Source organism: Mangrovibacillus sp. Mu-81 (assembly GCF_036867415.1).
Classification (GTDB): domain Bacteria; phylum Bacillota; class Bacilli; order Bacillales; family Bacillaceae_B; genus Rossellomorea.
On the sequence record NZ_JBAJHU010000001.1, the window covers coordinates 452,051 to 468,010 of the forward strand.

The window sequence follows — 15,960 nt, forward strand, 5'->3', positions numbered from 1 at the left end:
AAATGAGCATATAAGTAAATGGTTCGCTGATAAAAAAGGGGGTGGAATTTGCTTGAGAAGTTATCTCGTATTGTCAATGTGTATCCTGTATCTCAGTTATTATTTTATCCAAAATGTCTGGCTTGGCTATCTCGTTGTCATGCTGGCTATCACAAGCTTCACGGCAAGTGCCGTGAAAGCAAAAGGATTTCCCCGCATCATTGCTATGTTAATGATGGGAATGGGGATCATTCTCGAATTTTACAAAGGCACCGGTGCAGAGGGAATCAGTCAAGGTATCTTGATGATACTTCCATTGCTTTGTTTAGTGACGCTTGCTCCGCTGCTGTCGATACCGTTAAAACTTGGCGGTTACTTTGAAGCGATCGATTCCCTGTTACGAAATCTGCTTCATCATCCACGTCGTCTATTTGCAGGTATCACGACTTCATTATTCATATTAAGTCCAATTCTCAGCCTTGGTTCCGTTCGGATCCTTAGTGAGTTTCTGTCCGATTTGAAACTGCCTGCGACCATGAGTGCAAAAAGCTATATGATCGGATTCTCAACAGCGATCATGTGGTCGCCCTATTTTGCATCTGTTTCATTGGTTCTGTACTATTTGGATATGGCAGTCGGAAAATATATCGTCTATGGAATCGGTTTATCCTTTCTATCGCTGCTCATCGGCAACTTCCTGTTTGCATTCTGGGAACGGAGGAACCCGCTCGATAGAAATCATACCCCTGAAGTTCCCCTGGAAAGGAAATCCAGGAATCAACTTCTTATGCTCGGCATGTTTGTAACGGTACTACTAAGCTCTTCATTAACGATTGAATACCTTACTAAATGGTCGATGATCATCATTGTATGTATCATTTCCATTCTCCTGCCACTCGCCTGGGGAATGCTTACTAAGGGCTGGTCCCGCCTGATTCCGCTTCTTGAAAACTATCGGGATCAATCCGTACCAATGATGAACAATGAAATCATGCTGTTCACAAGCGCCGGCTTATTTGCCCATGCCGTACAGGGAACGGCCTTTGCCAACACATTAAGTGATTTCCTGACAGACGTAGCAGCAGATTCAATTCTGCTCTTCGCACTGGCGGTAATCTGCATTGTCGTCGCGGTCACCTACATTGGACTTCATCAAATTGCCGTCATCGCAGCACTGGCCATGCAATTGAAGGCGGAAGAACTCGGAATCAGCAACCTCTCCCTGGCCATGCTGTTATTACTGAGCTGGTCGATCTCAAGTGCATCAAGTCCATTCTCAGGACTGAATTTAATGGTCAGTAAGATAGTAGGAATCTCCGGTTATGAGACGGGTATCCGTTCAAATGGACTTCACCTAGCGATCTTAACGGTGATTGGCTTGGGAATCATTTTGATTGTAAGCTAATGGAGCGGCTGGGTATGTGCCTCAGAATCAGGTGGGCGGTATTGCTGACTGATAGGGACTGAACTCTAAGCATGTGTTTTTATGGACAGAAGGGATTTATCCCTATTTAGGAAAGCAAAGTTGGTTCTGTGGAATGTGGAAAAGCTATTATTAAACATGACTTATGCATGAGAATAACAGGTACACAATCGAATAAACGAAACCAGCCCCTGTACTGCATTCCCGCAGGTTAATTTGGCACGAACAAATCAGAGCTGCAATACGAAAAGGGGCTATGTATTCTTCAGTTAACTGAAAATACGAAATTTATACGTGTTTCCTAAAAAATGTTTTGGGATAATAGGGCTGAAGCGGGTTCAAGTCCCATTTTATTAAGAAAACTTATAGACTGAACACAGTCCAATTTTCCCAAAACCGCTATTGACATCCACAACTGTAACTAATATAATTACAGTAAGAACAAGCGAAGTTCTCAATCAAGGGAACTTTTTTAAAATCATAACTGTAAAAATAATTGTTACATTTAAAGTAAGCTTGACATAAAATATTTTAAAACAAACAGAGGAGTGGATAAAATGGTCACACTATATATCACACCGAGCTGTACATCCTGCCGCAAAGCGAAAGCGTGGTTTGAAGAGCATGGGATCAAGTATACAGAACGAAATATCCAGGCGGAGCCGCTGACGGCGGATGAGATCAAAGCGATCCTGCGACTCACCGAAAAAGGGACTGAGGAGATCATCTCGACAAATTCCAAGACCTATAAAGAGTTGGACGTTGATCTTGATTCACTGCCGCTTAAGCAGTTGTATCAACTGATCATGGAGAATCCGAAAATGGTGAAGAGACCAATCATGCTGGACGAGAAACGAATCCAGGTCGGTTATAACGATGAAGAAATCCGCAGTTTCCTGCCGAGAAAACTTCGTACGTTCAATTATCAGGAATTGATGAAAGAGGCGAACTAGGCGGACCGGCAGACTTGACTCGCCGATCTGTACCATTTACGATTACCGTGCACATAGAAAAGTAGGAGGAATCCCATGAATAGTGATTTTACTCTGGCCATTCACAGTTTAACGTATCTCGCCCTGCAGCACGACCGGATGTCCAAGAGCGATGCAATCGCGGAGAGTGCAGGGGTCCATGCCGTCCGTATCCGGAAAGTCCTGAGCTTACTGAAGAAGCACGGCATCATCAAGTCGAAGGAAGGAACCGGAGGCGGATTCATTTTTGCAAAGGAATTCAGCGAAGTAAGCCTATGGGACATCTACACACTCACGTCAGAGGGTGCCCTGCAGCCGAAGTGCCCGGAATCGAATGAAGCGTGTGTAGTCGGTGCGAATATGCACAAGGTACTATTCACCATCTTCCTCGGGGCGGAAGAACATCTTGGTGAGTATTTGAAACAATATACGATAAAAGACATCGTCGATCTAATTTCAAAAGGAAATTGACATGAAAGGGATCGACTTTCCTTACGACTTAAATGTAATAAAAAATATTTCAGTTTAAAGAGGGTGGAATAAATGAATACAATCTTAACAACCGGCGATTGGGTAAAAGGAACATCCCGCGACGGCGAATTGATCATCGGCTATATCGAGAACTTCGATATTCAGGGAACGACTGTAAGCGCCAAAGTCGTCACAAGCGACAACAGGGAGATTGAAGGCTTATCTATCCCATTATTGGCAAAAGATGTGAAGAAACTGCCAGAGGTCAAAATAGCGAATAAAGAGCAAATTCAATTCCTGATTGACCTCGCTTTATCAACCGGGGATGAAGAATGGTTCCTTGAGTTGACGGCGAAGTTAAATGCGATGAAAAATCTCGTGAAAAACACGCGTTAATATGATGAAAGGAGCCTGGCCCCCGGAATTACCGGGGATCAGGCACGTTTTTTATGAGGGTTCTCTTTTTTCAATTCATCCCTTCCTGTCCTATAATAGAAGAATCAAATTCTCACAATACATAAGAGGTGTCACCACATGAGCTGGAATGTAAAACGTTTTGATGAATTAACAACAACCGAACTGTACGCTATTCTAAAAGAAAGAACCCAAGTCTTCGTGGTCGAACAGGAATGCCCGTATCTCGAAGTCGACGGCAAGGACCTTCTCTCCTACCATCTTTATAAAGAAGAAAACGGCGAGATTGCCGCCTATGCCAGACTCCTCCCGCCAGGAGTGTCGTATACGGAAGCGTCGATCGGCAGGGTGTTCGTGAGGAAGGAATACCGCGGCTGGGGGCTTGCAGGCGAACTATTAATCAGATCACTGGATTTCCTACATGGCGAATTAGGTGAAACGAAAATAAAAATCCAGGCCCAGGAATACTTAAGAGAGTTCTACGGATCGTTTGGATTCACTGCGATAACGGATTCTTATTTGGATGATGGGATTCCGCATATTGATATGGTGCTGGAAAAGTAAAGGATAAGTTGAAAATGGTTTGTTTTGTTTGTTCCATCTATGGTAAGTGCTTGTTCTCTGAAAACTCTGAGGAGGAGGATCAGGGGACAGGCTTTTTTTGTGTAAAAATTGGAACAATATAGAAAAAATAATTGATACTACCAGGAAGATTTGGAATAATTGGAAGTGGAGACAACTCACATTGAGGGCAGACAGAAATTGGAGGGTATCTCATGTATACTTTTTTCAGCTACATCGCCATTTCATTATTCATTTTTCTGATCGTCGAATGGCTTATGAGAAAGAAGTTGAATATTCCCTATAAACGAAGAACGGCTCTTAAGGAGTCCAACAACTATTATAAATGGATTGAGCGCTTCTTTTGGGCACTGTTTTTTATAAATGTAGTATTCATCAATAATAGGATCTTCATTGCACTTTTTATCATTCTATTTTTGTTATTTGATACATTTATGCAGTGGAAATACAATCGCTCCGATAAAGAATTTGTCATTTCACTGATGGGTTTGACTTGTATGATTGTCTTTATCGCTGTCGGTTTTACATTCGGTTATTTCTATTGATTCTTCCAAGGAGAGGGGGAGAAGGTTGGGGCTTTTCTTCTTGAAAATAATTTTCGTCATTTTGATTTACATTCTGCTGAATTACGTATGCCACCTTGGAATCAGCCGCTGTCTTGGTGTCGGCGGACGGAAACTTCTTGCGCATGAAATCATTAATAAGCACCATGAAAAAGCGGATAAATTCACGAGGATGTTTACGTTAGCGGCCTTATTCATTGGTCTTATCTTAAATATTATCTATGATTTCAGTGAGAGCCGATGGTATCTTCAGCCTTATTTTTACTTTATCAACCTGCTCATTTCCAGCCAATTAGTCAAAGCCTATATGGAAAGGAAATATATCGAGGACAAACGTGAATTCACGTATACCTTATTCGAAACGGGTTTTACAGCTATTTTGTTAGTCTTGCTTGTTACAACGGGATTTTGGTTGCTTTCCTAAGGGCAGTAAGAGTTCTCTATGTGATACCGGGGTATAGTAAATTATACAACAATCATGAAAGAAGGTCTTTCCATGAATAATATATACTCCATCGGGCACTCGACTCACTCCAAAGAACAATTCCTTAAGATGCTTGAGGCTGCAGAAATTGAATATATAGCGGATATCCGGGCATTCGCTGCCAGCCGCAAGCACCCTCAGTTCAAAAAGGAGAACATGTCGGAATGGCTAGCGGAAGCAGGACTCGGGTACCGCCATTTCACTAAACTCGGGGGCAGGAGGCGTATATCCGGCACGATCGGTGAAGACCTGAACGCAGGTTGGAACAACCGGTCGTTTCACAATTATGCAGATTACACGCTGACGGATGAGTTCAAGGATGGGCTCGAAGAACTCAGAAACGAAGCTTCCCGGAAAAAGCTTGCCTACATGTGCTCTGAACGCCATCCGGCCAGGTGCCACCGACTGCTGATCAGCAACGTACTGCAAGCAAACGGTTGGAATGTCTGCCACATCATCGATGATTCAGACGGGGAGGCCGAACTGGTCAGTCACGAACTCGGTAAATGGGGGGCGCTGCCAATTATTGAAGAGGGCGGGACAGTGGTGTATCCGGAGTTGGATGGATAGCGCTGCCTCTTAGGATCTTCTCGGTGCGCGGTTGATCAGATTTGCCCTGAATTAATCAACAAACTCATGCGCATCTTTCCTGCATGTCATGAAAATTATTCAAATTCCTACCTCTATTAATTACATTTTATGGTAATATAAACTGTAATTGGAAACTGTAGAAATAGAGGTGGCAAATATGGAACAAGTAGAAAAAAGAGGTTCTGACTCGAAAGAAACAGTAAAGAAAAAAGAAAACCTGACAGCATTAAGTGCATTTGCAGGCGGGGCAGCCGGTTGGACGGGGAATACAACTTTGAGCATGCTTACCGATACAGATATGACACCTTTTTATGTTGTGTCGATTTCACTTGGTGTAATTATCGGGCTGCTTTGGGACATCACACACAAGTTGAACAGAGAGTAATGCATCAAATAAAGAAATGGCTGAAATTGTTCTTTAAAGATAAAAGAACGAATAGAAGAATCAAGCCATTAGCCATCGTACAAGTACTCATGCTTGTCTGTGCGTGTATTCTTTTGATCCTGTTCCTTCTCACTGGATTCTCCATGGATTATTTCAAGTGGATTCTGATGACATTGGGAGTGAACCTCATTTCTTCCGGCGTGGAATCATATTTAGTGAAGGATGAAAAAGAAGGTGTATATGCCTCTTTTGGCATGGGCGTGATTTCATTTTTTTATTCTCTTATCTTGTAGTAAATACTTTTAATTCGTTAACTTCATTTAAAAAATACGTGACATTCCTTGAACTGGCTTATACTGACCCGACGCCTTGTTCCTGATACCCTTTAAGTATTAGGGTCCAGGCACTTTTTTTATGATAAGACTGAATGAATGGAATAATATGGAAGTAATGATTGGTCATACCAAACTAATTTGAAATAATTGGGATGAAGACTCTCGTCATTAGCCGCCAGGCAGAGCTTTGGAGGAGCATCAGATGGTCGAATTTATAATTTATGCAGTTGTTTTTTTAGCTGTGTTCTTCATTGTTGAGAAGGTGGCCAGGAGATGGTGGAACATTCCAAATAAAAGCAGATCCAGTTCTGAGGGAGTCAACCCTATTCATACTTGGATTCTGCGAATCGGTTGGGCAGCCTTTTTTATAGTAGTTGTGATTTTCGAATCAGAACTGGCTGGGGCAATTATCATTATCTTGCTATGGGGATTCGAAGCCTTTATGCAATGGTTTAGAGCTGAAAGGGAGTATATGATTACACTTTCGGGTCTTATTTTCTTCATCGTCTTCATTACGATCGGCTACATATTTGATTTACTTATTTAGATGGGTTGATGAGATTACTTTTCTTGAAATTTCTGCTGTATGTGTTTTATCGGGTGACCTGCAGGGGGCTTGGAGCCAGTAAAAGGAAAATTATGGCGCATGACTTCACCAATGGTTCATGTTGAGAACTCGTAAAAAGAATCATTCAAGAAGATAAAACGGTGTTATTGCTGAAGTTAAAAGTAGACGACAAGGAGGGGGAGATCCGATGAATGTCTTTTTTATGATCTTGATTTTATTTCCAATAATTTCAGTCGTTATAGGCATAGCAGGATACATGATCTTTAAGAATATTTTTACCTCACCGGCGTTGGTTTTTATCTGCGCAATGATTGCCCTGTATCTTTTTTTCAACGAAACCTTCTTGATATGGGTATTTCTGTATACGCTTGTGACCCTGGTGTCCGGAGTGATTGTGATGGCACTGAGCAAAAGAAGGTAAAGAATGTACAGATTGGAGTTGAACTATGCGCAAGAAAGTCTTTCTATCAATCAAAATCTCCTTAGTTGTAATAGCATTTTTTCTTCACGCAAATGATCAGCGAAATGAATTCTGGCTGGTCCTTGGGAGCTTTTGGATGGTGACCGGAATCGAGGGTGCAATACGGGATTTCCAAGAGGGAAGCAAGTTGTCTTTGGGATTCAACCTCGTCTTCATTGCTGCGACAACGATTTTATTGACGATTGGTATTGTTATCCATTACTGAAGTGGTTTGGTTTGTGGTAAGCGTAGATGACAGGTGAAAATCATTCTACCAGGAGCTTGATAAACTTACAACTTGACTAAATTCTAGAATATATGGATGTAGAAATTATGAAATAGATTGAGAAAACAAGGTAGAAGGTGATCCCTTGACGTTCCTGAAGATATTTGGCATAGCGTTGTTACTATTTTCCGGATTCATTTCCATATTGGTTCTTGATGACGGGGAGCCGAATGGCACGGCATTTCTGATTGTGTTTGGAATCCTCTTTTATTTACCGGTATTATTTGTTGTATCGCTTGTGATTCATATTAAGAAGAGTGATTGAACTAAGGGAGGTATAAGAAAGGAGGCAGCGCGTCCCTTGTCTTTGGGAGCAAATGCCTGGTTTACGCAGTTTATTGTGTGATGGGAGTTGAATAGGTATAAAAGTTTGAATTTTTCTGGTACTGCATTTTAATTTTAAGAAAGGATGTCCACAATGGCAGTCATTTTAACAAGTGTTTTCTCAGCTATCATTATAATTATAACTGTCTTTTCTATGATCAAGGTATTCATTATCGCATATAAGAGAAATGAGATATCACAGCGCAAAATTGTAGTTTATTCAACTTCAGTCATTGTTATCGGTGTTATAGTCGCTTCCATATTACCCTTTGGTTATCAAAGAATAATGAATGCCATTTTATCACAATAGAATGTTTATTGGAGATAGTGTGAAATGAAATTAAGGTCTTTTGGGAATGAAGATGAATAAATGCTATTTTGGATCCTCATCACACTTTTTGCCATTAGTTTATTCTGTTATTACTAGGATTATATACGAATAAAAACTGGTTGAAAGCAGCTGCTGTAATTCCATTGATTTTTTCATTGGTTCAAATAGTGAATCTATTTTTGCATGGTTGAAAGTGTAGAGTTTCATAGCATAACATACGAAGGGGGAAGGCCCATGAAAATAGTTCTATTATTCGGCCCGCAAGCTGTCGGTAAAATGACGGTGGGACAGGAGCTGGAATGTAAGACGGGATTGAAATTATTTCATAATCATATGACGATCGAATTGCTTCAGCCGTTCTTTGGGTTTTCTGAAGAAATGTGGAGAATCTCGGGTCTTATGAGGGAAGAGATCTTTGAAGCTTATTCGAAAACGGATCAATACGGTATGGTCTTTACATTTATGTGGGCATTTAATGAGCAGGAGGATTGGAAGTGGGTCGATAAAGTGACGGACATCTTCGAATCCAATGGCTCCGAGGTCTATTTTGTGGAGTTAGAGTCTGATTTGGACGTTCGGTTAAAGCGGAATGTGACCCCGAACAGATTAAAGCATAAACCTTCCAAAAGGAATGTTGAGGACTCTGAGAAAAGATTGCTGGCATCATTGGACAGGCTAAGATTGAACTCAAATGAAGGCGAAATTGACAAAAAGAATTATATGAAGATCGATAATAGCAATTTGAGTCCGGAAGAGGTTGCTGAAATGATTATCGGGGAGTTTCAGTTGTAGGGTGATCTTGACCGAACACTGGTCCTGTTTGACTCGTGGTCAGGTAAAGTTTGGAGAGTGTGGGCAGGTTGTTGATGCGAGAAAAGAAGCCTGGACTTGTGCTCAGACTTCTTTCTTGCAATAGTTTTTTCCGACTCGCCACGTCATTTCTGGTCCTTTGCCAAATCTTCTCTATCGGCAGCTAAAGGAGGCTGTTCCAACCATTCATTGGCAATCAAAAGATTCACTCCATCTTCGTCAAACTTTAATATTTCTGTCAATAAACGAGAATAATCCACGGCTAAATCACTTCTTTGACTTTCAGAAATAGCTACCCCATAGTTTCTGACACCAGCATATGACATAAGAGCAAAATGATATAACATCAGCTTATCGGAAAATGGGGATTCCGTTGAATCGCTTATTTCCTGGTCAAACGACATAGGTACAGGAAGGGAATGGTTGGATAAATAATCACTAAATACTTTTATATGCTTTGCCGAAATATCTTTACCTCTTAGGATATAATTTCGAATTTTTTTTGATTGGAAGACCTGACTAAACCCAATTGCCATACTTGATCCCAATTGATTGGTCTGTATATTTGCATAAAGATTGGCTATTTCCATTCCTGAAAGGGGACGTTTTCCAAGCCCTTCTAATAAAAAGGATTGCTTATGGACAAATTCCACTTTTTTTGGATATGGAATCGTAGGTGGTCGGATAGCTAATCCTTTTTCTAATAAAATTTCGGTTACCTCATTACTTAACTCCAAAGTAGAGGTTAAACACTTTGAAAAAAAAGCACGTATGTCCTGGCGATAGATGTTTGGTGATACTACGGCATAAGATAAAAGTCCGCCTTTAGCCATATTTTTAACATAATATAAGTAAAACTTATCTGAAAATAAGCGCTTTGCCTTTAAATTGACGTCTTGTTCCGTAAAACCTTGTGGAATTTGTATATCTTCATCTGACAAAATTCCTTTAATCATCTCTATATGTTGTTGCGATAAATCCAAGGCATGACTTACTACGGATTTAATTTCATCATCCTCGATGTGTTTAAGAAAGTACTTAAATACACAAACCGACATACTATCACCCATATAACTGTTCCATAAATAGGACATTTCAGCAGCCGTTAACTTGATATGGTCGTGCTTATATTCCAATTTAAACAACCTCCAATTAAATTCGTCATGAATAATATCCCTCAAAAAAGAAAAAGTTATGATGAATTATTTATTACAGAAAGATGGACTAACGCTAAGATTAGCCTCTTTATCGATTTTTCCTAACCTGAATCGTTTGAGTACAATCCGTCTAAATGATAGCGTTAGCTAAAACAAAATTCGCTTTTGGAATTTAATGTTAATTTGCAGGAATAGTTTTGATTTTGACAGTATTGATGGTGATTTCGGCAGGATTAACCATCATATCAGCAGGAATAATGGTAATTTCGGCTGGATTATTTCACTATTTGGCAGGATCGTCTCGAGAGGCAGGTAGAATGGTTCGATTTAGCCAGCTAAGGCGATGAAAACGTCCTTCTTGAACGGTTCTGATAAAGTGAATAAATTCAATCTTGCCGTTTCCACCTATAATCTTGCTATTTAGCCGATTATTCTTGCCGGAATGAAGATAAATTTTTCCAATTTGGCTGATAATCTTGCCGAAACCAAGAATAATTTAGATTTTTAACATAGTATTCCAAATAGTTGCCTATCAACGACGAAAAGCCCCCCACTCCTTTATACGAAAAAGGCCGGCCCCCCACATTTCACTACGTGTAGGGGACTGGCCTTTTTCTATGTACTCCTATATAAATAACACTCCTAATCCAATGCCCAGAAAGATCAGCAGGATTGATAGTACGATGACTCTTCTATTCATGGTTGATGCCTCCTAAGATGATGAAGTTAGACTTATTTTATCATAGTTTCTATGTGGGGTTCTTGAGTCGGTGGGTACAGGTCGATTATCCAGTTCCCGTTGTTTTTCCAAACGATCTATCCCAGCCGGAGCAGCAGGGTCTTCTAATACGTTGAATAACAGAAAGTTAAAAAAATTTCAAAAACCCCCTTGTAAAACGCTTTCAATTTTCTTATAATTGAAAACAATAAATAACTAAACCGATTTAGTAAATCGATTTACTCACATGGGTGCAGAAAGATGACTTTTAAAGTCTTTTCTTTTTCACTCGTTACTAAACCGATTTAGTAAAAGGGTATGGAGAAGATTTTTATGAAAAGAATTACGATTTCAGATGTGGCACAGCATGCAGAAGTATCAAAGAGTACAGTCTCGCAATTTTTGAATAAGCGCTACGATTATATGGCGCCGAAGACGAAAGAGCGGATCAGCAAGGCGATCGAGGAGCTGGGGTATCAGCCGAATATTGTTGCCCGGAGCTTAAAGCAAAAGTCGACTTCTACGATCGGGGTGATCGTCGCGAATATCCTGCACACGTTTTCGACACAGACGATACGGGCTGTAGAGGACATCTGTAATGAGCAGGGGTTCCACATTATTGTGTGCAATGCAGATGACAATCCCGAAAAGGAAAGGGAATATATCGAGATGCTGAGGGCCAAGCAGGTTGACGGGCTCATCATCTTTCCGACAGGGGGCAACATTGACCTGTACAACAGGATGGTCAATGAAAAGTATCCTTTGGTGTTTGTTGACCGTATTGTTGAGGGTCTTGAGACTTCATCAATCATGCTCAATAATGAAAGCGCTGTAAAAATGGCGGTAGATCATTTTACAGATAAGGGATATGAACGAATCGGCATTATGACCACTTCCCTGGAACGGCATGTGACGCCGCGTGTGGAAAGGATCAATGGCTATAAAAAAGCTTTACGTGATAAAGGGATACCGGTCAGAGAGGAATATATCAAGTCTATGGAGCTTGAATTGTTACAGGATGGTCTCCGTGACATGCTTTCTTCTGCTGAACCGCCGCGGGCATTGATTGCCGGGAACGATTTAACATTAATCGAGATTTTAAGGTATATAAAAGCGAATGGGATCAGCATGCCGGATGAGTTGGCACTGATCGGGATTGATGATGTATCGTTTGCGAGCTTGTTTACTCCTGAATTAACGACGATTGCACAGCCGACCTTCGAGATGGGAAAACAGGCTGCTGAATTATTACTGAATAAAATTAAGGATCCGGATTTTATCGAAGAAAAGAATGTTTATCGTTTCGAGCCGACGTTAATGGTTCGACATTCATGCTAAGACATGCACAGGAAAGCGGGGAAGGCAGAATGAAAGATGTAATCACCATTGGGGATGCGATGATCACGATGAACCCAGCCTCAAAAGGACCTATGAGATTCGTTCATTCTTTTGAACGGAATGTAGGCGGGGCGGAACTGAATGTAGCCATCGGTTGTGCCCGCCTGGGGTTAAATACCGGCTGGATCAGCAGATTGGGAAATGATGAATTTGGCCGTTATATCCAGCATTTTGTAAGGGGAGAGGGAATCGATACAACGCTTGTGAAGCTTGTGGATGGTTATCCCACCTCAGTCAATTTTAAAGAAGTATTGGAGGACGGATCAGGCAGAACGTTTTATTACCGATTGAATTCTCCTACATTGACTTTGACGCCCGGATGTTTGGAAGAATCCTATATTCAGAATTCGAAAGTATTACATATCACGGGTGTATTTCCGGCCATCGACGAGAAGAACGTTGCCCTCATCAAGCATGCCATATCCATTGCAAAGAGGAATGATGTGCTCATCTCATTCGACCCGAATATCCGCTTGAAATTGTGGAGCAAAGAAAGGGCAAAGGAAGTTCTATCAGATATCCTTCCTTTTGTGGACATCCTGCTGACGGGAGTGGATGAAGCAGAGCTTCTGTTTGATACAAGAGATGAAAAGGAAATCATCGAGAAGTCCAAGTTATTGGGGATTGCCTATACAGCCATAAAACTGGGAAGTACAGGTTCGGTGGGCTATCACAATGGGGAATCGATTCACTCAGCTCCTGTCCCTCCGAAGAAGGTTGTTGATACGGTTGGCGCAGGTGACGGATTTGATGCCGGTTTTATCTATGGAGTCCTGCAGGGCTGGCCGTTAGAGAAGATCATGCGTTTCTCCAACACAATCGGCTCAATGGTCGTCAGTGTATCGGGTGATAACGAAGGGCTTCCATACTTGGAAGATGTCCTGATCCAACTTGGCGAGAAAGAGTTTATCGAACGCTGATTCAAGAAATTAGCAGAAGAAGAAGAAAGGATGACAGCCTCGATGATGAAAGGTTTGCTTGAAGCGGTTCTCCATGAGAATTCACTTGTACTATCTCAAGTCAGTCCGTTGGAAACTGATGATCTGGTCAAAAAAATTCATGAAGCAAAGCGGATTTTTGTTTACGGTGAGGGACGTTCAGGTTTGATGGGGAAAGCTTTCGCGATGAGATTGATGCACTGTGGATACGAGGTCTATGTCATTGGCGAGACGATTACACCGAGTATGGGCAATGGTGACTTCCTCATTGCCATCAGTGCATCCGGCTCCTCGACTTCACTTGCCGGTCATTTCTCTACGGCAAATGAAAAGGAAGCCAGCACGTTTATAGTGACTGCTTCGAAAGAAAATCAGTTGTCCACGGATGGAAAACTGGTGATACCGGCAGCGACAAAACATCGCCGGCAGGGTGAACCGCAAACCATTCAGCCGCTCGGAAGCCAATTCGATCAAAGTGTCCATCTACTGTTGGATGCCATCGTTATTGCACTTCTTGAAGGAAGGGACCAAAACACTGAACTGCGAAAAAGACATGCGAATGTAGAATAGTATCCATTATTTATGAAGCTGGAGTGAGGAAGATGGCTGAAGTGTTTGTATCACATGAAGAGCTGCAGAAATTAGCTGCCTCAAAACTTGTTCAGGCTGGACTGGATCTGAATCATGCCGAGGTGACGGCACAGGTGCTGGTACATGCTGATTTGAGAGGTGTCAGTTCGCACGGGGTATTGAGAACGGAGCACTATGTCAGACGGTTGAATGAAGGAGGATTGAATAAAAATCCTTCCTTCTCATTCGATCAGACAGGGCCGTGCTCAGGGATATTCGATGGTGATGACGGACTAGGTCATGCAGTAGCCAAGCAGGCAATGAATGAAGCGATAACCCTAGCGAAAGAAAATGGGATCGGGATGATCACCGTCATGAACAGCAGTCATTGCGGGGCACTATCCTATTTTGTTCAACAGGCGGCCGAACAGGGGCTGATTGGTGTCGCGATGACGCATACCGACAAAATCGTCGTTCCGTTCGGAGGCGCGGAGCCGTTCCTCGGAACAAATCCGATTGCATATGGATTTCCGGCAAAAACGAATAAACCCATCATTCTCGATATGGCTACCAGCAATGCAGCCCTCGGTAAAATCCTTTACGCAAAGGAAGCAGGGAAGGACATCCCGGATGGCTGGGGAGTGGATGAAGACGGAAAATCCACGACTGATCCAAACAAAGTAAGAGCTTTAACGCCATTTGCGGGACCAAAAGGATATGGGCTGGGCATGGTAGTGGATATCTTCTCGGGCTTACTAGCCGGTGCTGCGTTCGGTCCCCATATTTCAAAAATGTATGGTGACTACAATAAAACAAGAAAACTGGGGCATTATGTATGTGCCATCAACCCTTCATTTTTCACAAACAAAGAGGATTTCCTCACTAGGATGGACGGGATGATCAATGAGATTCATCAGGTGAAACCGGCTGACGGATTCGATCAGGTATTCGTGCCGGGGGAACCGGAACAGCTTAAGGAAGAGAAGCATCTCCAAGATGGTGTGCCGATCACCGAATCGGTTTATCAGTATCTATCAAACTAGGAAACAAATTACCTTGAAAGGAGTGATTCCACAAAGGGGAATTTTTCAGGGGAAGAAAGCATTCTTTATCGTTCACGTCTTAGGCGAAAATGAAAACAAGGGGGAAATGAAATTGAAAAAATGTAAATGGATTGCCATGATCTCTGCTATCATGTTACTTCTTTCAGCTTGTGGGTCAGAATCATCTTCCGGCGGCAGCGGGGGAGAAACAATAAAGTGGAAATTCGGACATTTGGCGGATGAGAATCACATTTGGCATAAAACAGCTGAAAAGTTCGCTGAATCAGTCAAGGAAAAGACAGATGGCCAGATTGAAATCACCATCTATCCTAATAATCAATTAGGCGGCGAAACCGATACGATCAACAGCATCAAAGCCGGTACTGCAGATATGGTCATTTCAGGAGAGACGATGGCAAACTGGTCTCCGAAAGCCGCATTGATGGCCGTTCCTTATGCATTCAGGGATGCAGACCATCTGCAAAAAGTGGTTGAAGGCGATATCGGGAAAGAAATTGAAAAGGAAATTAAAGAAAAAGTCGGTTTGACACCTCTTTATTACCATACGCGTGCACCTAGAAACTTAACGTCCAACAAACCAATCAGCAAGCCTGAAGATCTGAATGGTTTCAGTATGCGTGTGCCGAACGTGCCTTTATTCCTTGATGCATGGAAAGCGGCAGGAGCCAAGCCGCAGGTTATGGACTTTAATGAAGTGTTCACGGGCTTGCAGCAAAACGTGATCGACGGTCAGGAAAATCCGGTCGACCTCATTCACAGTGGCGGGTTATATGAAGTTCAGGATTATGTGAATGAAACGGAACATGTGTATTCATGGATCTACATCTTAGTCGGCAATGAGCAGTATGAAAGTTTATCTGATGAAAATAAAAAGGCAGTTCAGGAAGCCGCTAAGGAAGCTCAACAATACGGTAAGGAATTGTTTGATAAAGAAATTGAAGAGTATGAGCAGAAGTTGAAAGATGAAGGCATGAAATTCAATGAAGTTGATCAAGATGCTTTCCGTGAAGCAATGAAACCTGCGATCAAAGAAAGCTTGTCGGAAGAACAATACGAACTGTATGAGAAAATTCTGGAAGTAGAATAAACCAACGGAAGGCATATGTGAAACGTTCAATGTTTGAGCATATGCCTTCTT

At 41.9% G+C, this 15,960-nt stretch carries 22 protein-coding genes; 21 read left to right on the plus strand and 1 reads right to left on the minus strand.

Going from position 1 to position 15,960, the window contains the following annotated elements; all coding sequences use genetic code 11:
• Positions 1 to 52 precede the first annotated feature (52 nt).
• The 16 genes from V6B33_RS02275 to V6B33_RS02350 all read left to right on the plus strand — a co-directional run bounded on the left by V6B33_RS02275 (position 53) and on the right by V6B33_RS02350 (position 8,959).
• A complete protein-coding gene (locus V6B33_RS02275) occupies positions 53 to 1,384 on the plus strand; it encodes a TRAP transporter large permease subunit (protein ID WP_334216113.1) in 1,332 nt (443 codons plus the stop codon).
• A gap of 575 nt (positions 1,385 to 1,959) precedes the next feature.
• The gene (spxA, locus tag V6B33_RS02280; protein WP_334216114.1) at positions 1,960 to 2,355 is read left to right on the plus strand and encodes a transcriptional regulator SpxA; all 396 of its coding nucleotides are present in this window, start codon (positions 1,960 to 1,962) and stop codon (positions 2,353 to 2,355) included.
• 75 nt (positions 2,356 to 2,430) lie between these two features.
• Positions 2,431 to 2,844: an RrF2 family transcriptional regulator gene (locus tag V6B33_RS02285; protein WP_334216115.1), complete on the plus strand. Its 414-nt coding sequence runs from the start codon at positions 2,431 to 2,433 to the stop codon at positions 2,842 to 2,844.
• Positions 2,845 to 2,916: 72 nt separating this feature from the next.
• Entirely contained in the window at positions 2,917 to 3,240 is a 324-nt protein-coding gene (locus tag V6B33_RS02290) for an IDEAL domain-containing protein (protein ID WP_334216116.1), read from the plus strand.
• Positions 3,241 to 3,378: 138 nt separating this feature from the next.
• Entirely contained in the window at positions 3,379 to 3,822 is a 444-nt protein-coding gene (locus tag V6B33_RS02295) for a GNAT family N-acetyltransferase (RefSeq protein ID WP_334216117.1), read from the plus strand.
• 212 nt (positions 3,823 to 4,034) lie between these two features.
• The gene (locus V6B33_RS02300) at positions 4,035 to 4,385 is read left to right on the plus strand and encodes a DUF4181 domain-containing protein (protein WP_334216118.1); all 351 of its coding nucleotides are present in this window, start codon (positions 4,035 to 4,037) and stop codon (positions 4,383 to 4,385) included.
• Positions 4,386 to 4,425: 40 nt separating this feature from the next.
• Positions 4,426 to 4,827, plus strand: a complete 402-nt coding sequence (locus tag V6B33_RS02305; protein WP_334216119.1) for a DUF4181 domain-containing protein — start codon at positions 4,426 to 4,428, stop codon at positions 4,825 to 4,827.
• A 72-nt stretch (positions 4,828 to 4,899) separates the two neighbouring features.
• Positions 4,900 to 5,457, plus strand: coding sequence for a DUF488 domain-containing protein (locus V6B33_RS02310; protein WP_334216120.1), 558 nt, complete (start codon positions 4,900 to 4,902; stop codon positions 5,455 to 5,457).
• Between the two features lie 178 nt (positions 5,458 to 5,635).
• Positions 5,636 to 5,863, plus strand: a complete 228-nt coding sequence (locus tag V6B33_RS02315; RefSeq protein WP_334216121.1) for a hypothetical protein — start codon at positions 5,636 to 5,638, stop codon at positions 5,861 to 5,863.
• The gene (locus V6B33_RS02320; protein ID WP_334216122.1) at positions 5,863 to 6,156 is read left to right on the plus strand and encodes a hypothetical protein; all 294 of its coding nucleotides are present in this window, start codon (positions 5,863 to 5,865) and stop codon (positions 6,154 to 6,156) included. Before V6B33_RS02315 ends, V6B33_RS02320 begins: the two co-directional genes overlap by 1 nt.
• 244 nt (positions 6,157 to 6,400) lie before the next feature.
• Complete coding sequence (locus V6B33_RS02325; protein WP_334216123.1) at positions 6,401 to 6,745, plus strand: DUF4181 domain-containing protein; 345 nt, start codon at positions 6,401 to 6,403, stop codon at positions 6,743 to 6,745.
• 208 nt (positions 6,746 to 6,953) lie between these two features.
• Positions 6,954 to 7,187 (plus strand): DUF2651 family protein, encoded by a 234-nt coding sequence (locus V6B33_RS02330; protein WP_334216124.1) that lies wholly within the window; start codon positions 6,954 to 6,956, stop codon positions 7,185 to 7,187.
• A gap of 25 nt (positions 7,188 to 7,212) precedes the next feature.
• Positions 7,213 to 7,452: a hypothetical protein gene (locus V6B33_RS02335; RefSeq protein ID WP_334216125.1), complete on the plus strand. Its 240-nt coding sequence runs from the start codon at positions 7,213 to 7,215 to the stop codon at positions 7,450 to 7,452.
• Between the two features lie 145 nt (positions 7,453 to 7,597).
• Positions 7,598 to 7,777 (plus strand): hypothetical protein, encoded by a 180-nt coding sequence (locus V6B33_RS02340; RefSeq protein ID WP_334216126.1) that lies wholly within the window; start codon positions 7,598 to 7,600, stop codon positions 7,775 to 7,777.
• A gap of 153 nt (positions 7,778 to 7,930) precedes the next feature.
• Positions 7,931 to 8,146, plus strand: a complete 216-nt coding sequence (locus V6B33_RS02345; RefSeq protein WP_334216127.1) for a hypothetical protein — start codon at positions 7,931 to 7,933, stop codon at positions 8,144 to 8,146.
• 255 nt (positions 8,147 to 8,401) lie between these two features.
• Positions 8,402 to 8,959 carry an AAA family ATPase gene (locus V6B33_RS02350; RefSeq protein ID WP_334216128.1) on the plus strand — a complete coding sequence of 186 codons (558 nt, stop codon included), beginning with the start codon at positions 8,402 to 8,404 and terminating at the stop codon, positions 8,957 to 8,959.
• A gap of 143 nt (positions 8,960 to 9,102) precedes the next feature.
• Here V6B33_RS02350 and V6B33_RS02355 read toward each other — a convergent pair whose 3' ends face one another.
• A complete protein-coding gene (locus tag V6B33_RS02355) occupies positions 9,103 to 10,113 on the minus strand; it encodes a DUF3231 family protein (RefSeq protein ID WP_334216129.1) in 1,011 nt (336 codons plus the stop codon).
• 1,072 nt (positions 10,114 to 11,185) lie between these two features.
• On the opposite strand from V6B33_RS02355, the gene V6B33_RS02360 reads away from it, so the two are divergent.
• The 5 genes from V6B33_RS02360 to V6B33_RS02380 all read left to right on the plus strand — a co-directional run bounded on the left by V6B33_RS02360 (position 11,186) and on the right by V6B33_RS02380 (position 15,909).
• Positions 11,186 to 12,190 (plus strand): LacI family DNA-binding transcriptional regulator, encoded by a 1,005-nt coding sequence (locus tag V6B33_RS02360; RefSeq protein ID WP_334216130.1) that lies wholly within the window; start codon positions 11,186 to 11,188, stop codon positions 12,188 to 12,190.
• Positions 12,191 to 12,219: 29 nt separating this feature from the next.
• Positions 12,220 to 13,170: a sugar kinase gene (locus V6B33_RS02365; protein WP_334216131.1), complete on the plus strand. Its 951-nt coding sequence runs from the start codon at positions 12,220 to 12,222 to the stop codon at positions 13,168 to 13,170.
• 42 nt (positions 13,171 to 13,212) lie between these two features.
• Positions 13,213 to 13,758 (plus strand): 6-phospho-3-hexuloisomerase, encoded by a 546-nt coding sequence (gene hxlB / locus V6B33_RS02370; RefSeq protein WP_334216132.1) that lies wholly within the window; start codon positions 13,213 to 13,215, stop codon positions 13,756 to 13,758.
• A 32-nt stretch (positions 13,759 to 13,790) separates the two neighbouring features.
• Positions 13,791 to 14,801, plus strand: a complete 1,011-nt coding sequence (allD, locus tag V6B33_RS02375) for an ureidoglycolate dehydrogenase (RefSeq protein ID WP_334216133.1) — start codon at positions 13,791 to 13,793, stop codon at positions 14,799 to 14,801.
• A gap of 136 nt (positions 14,802 to 14,937) precedes the next feature.
• Complete coding sequence (locus V6B33_RS02380) at positions 14,938 to 15,909, plus strand: TRAP transporter substrate-binding protein (RefSeq protein ID WP_442915460.1); 972 nt, start codon at positions 14,938 to 14,940, stop codon at positions 15,907 to 15,909.
• The last annotated feature ends 51 nt before the right edge of the window (positions 15,910 to 15,960 follow it).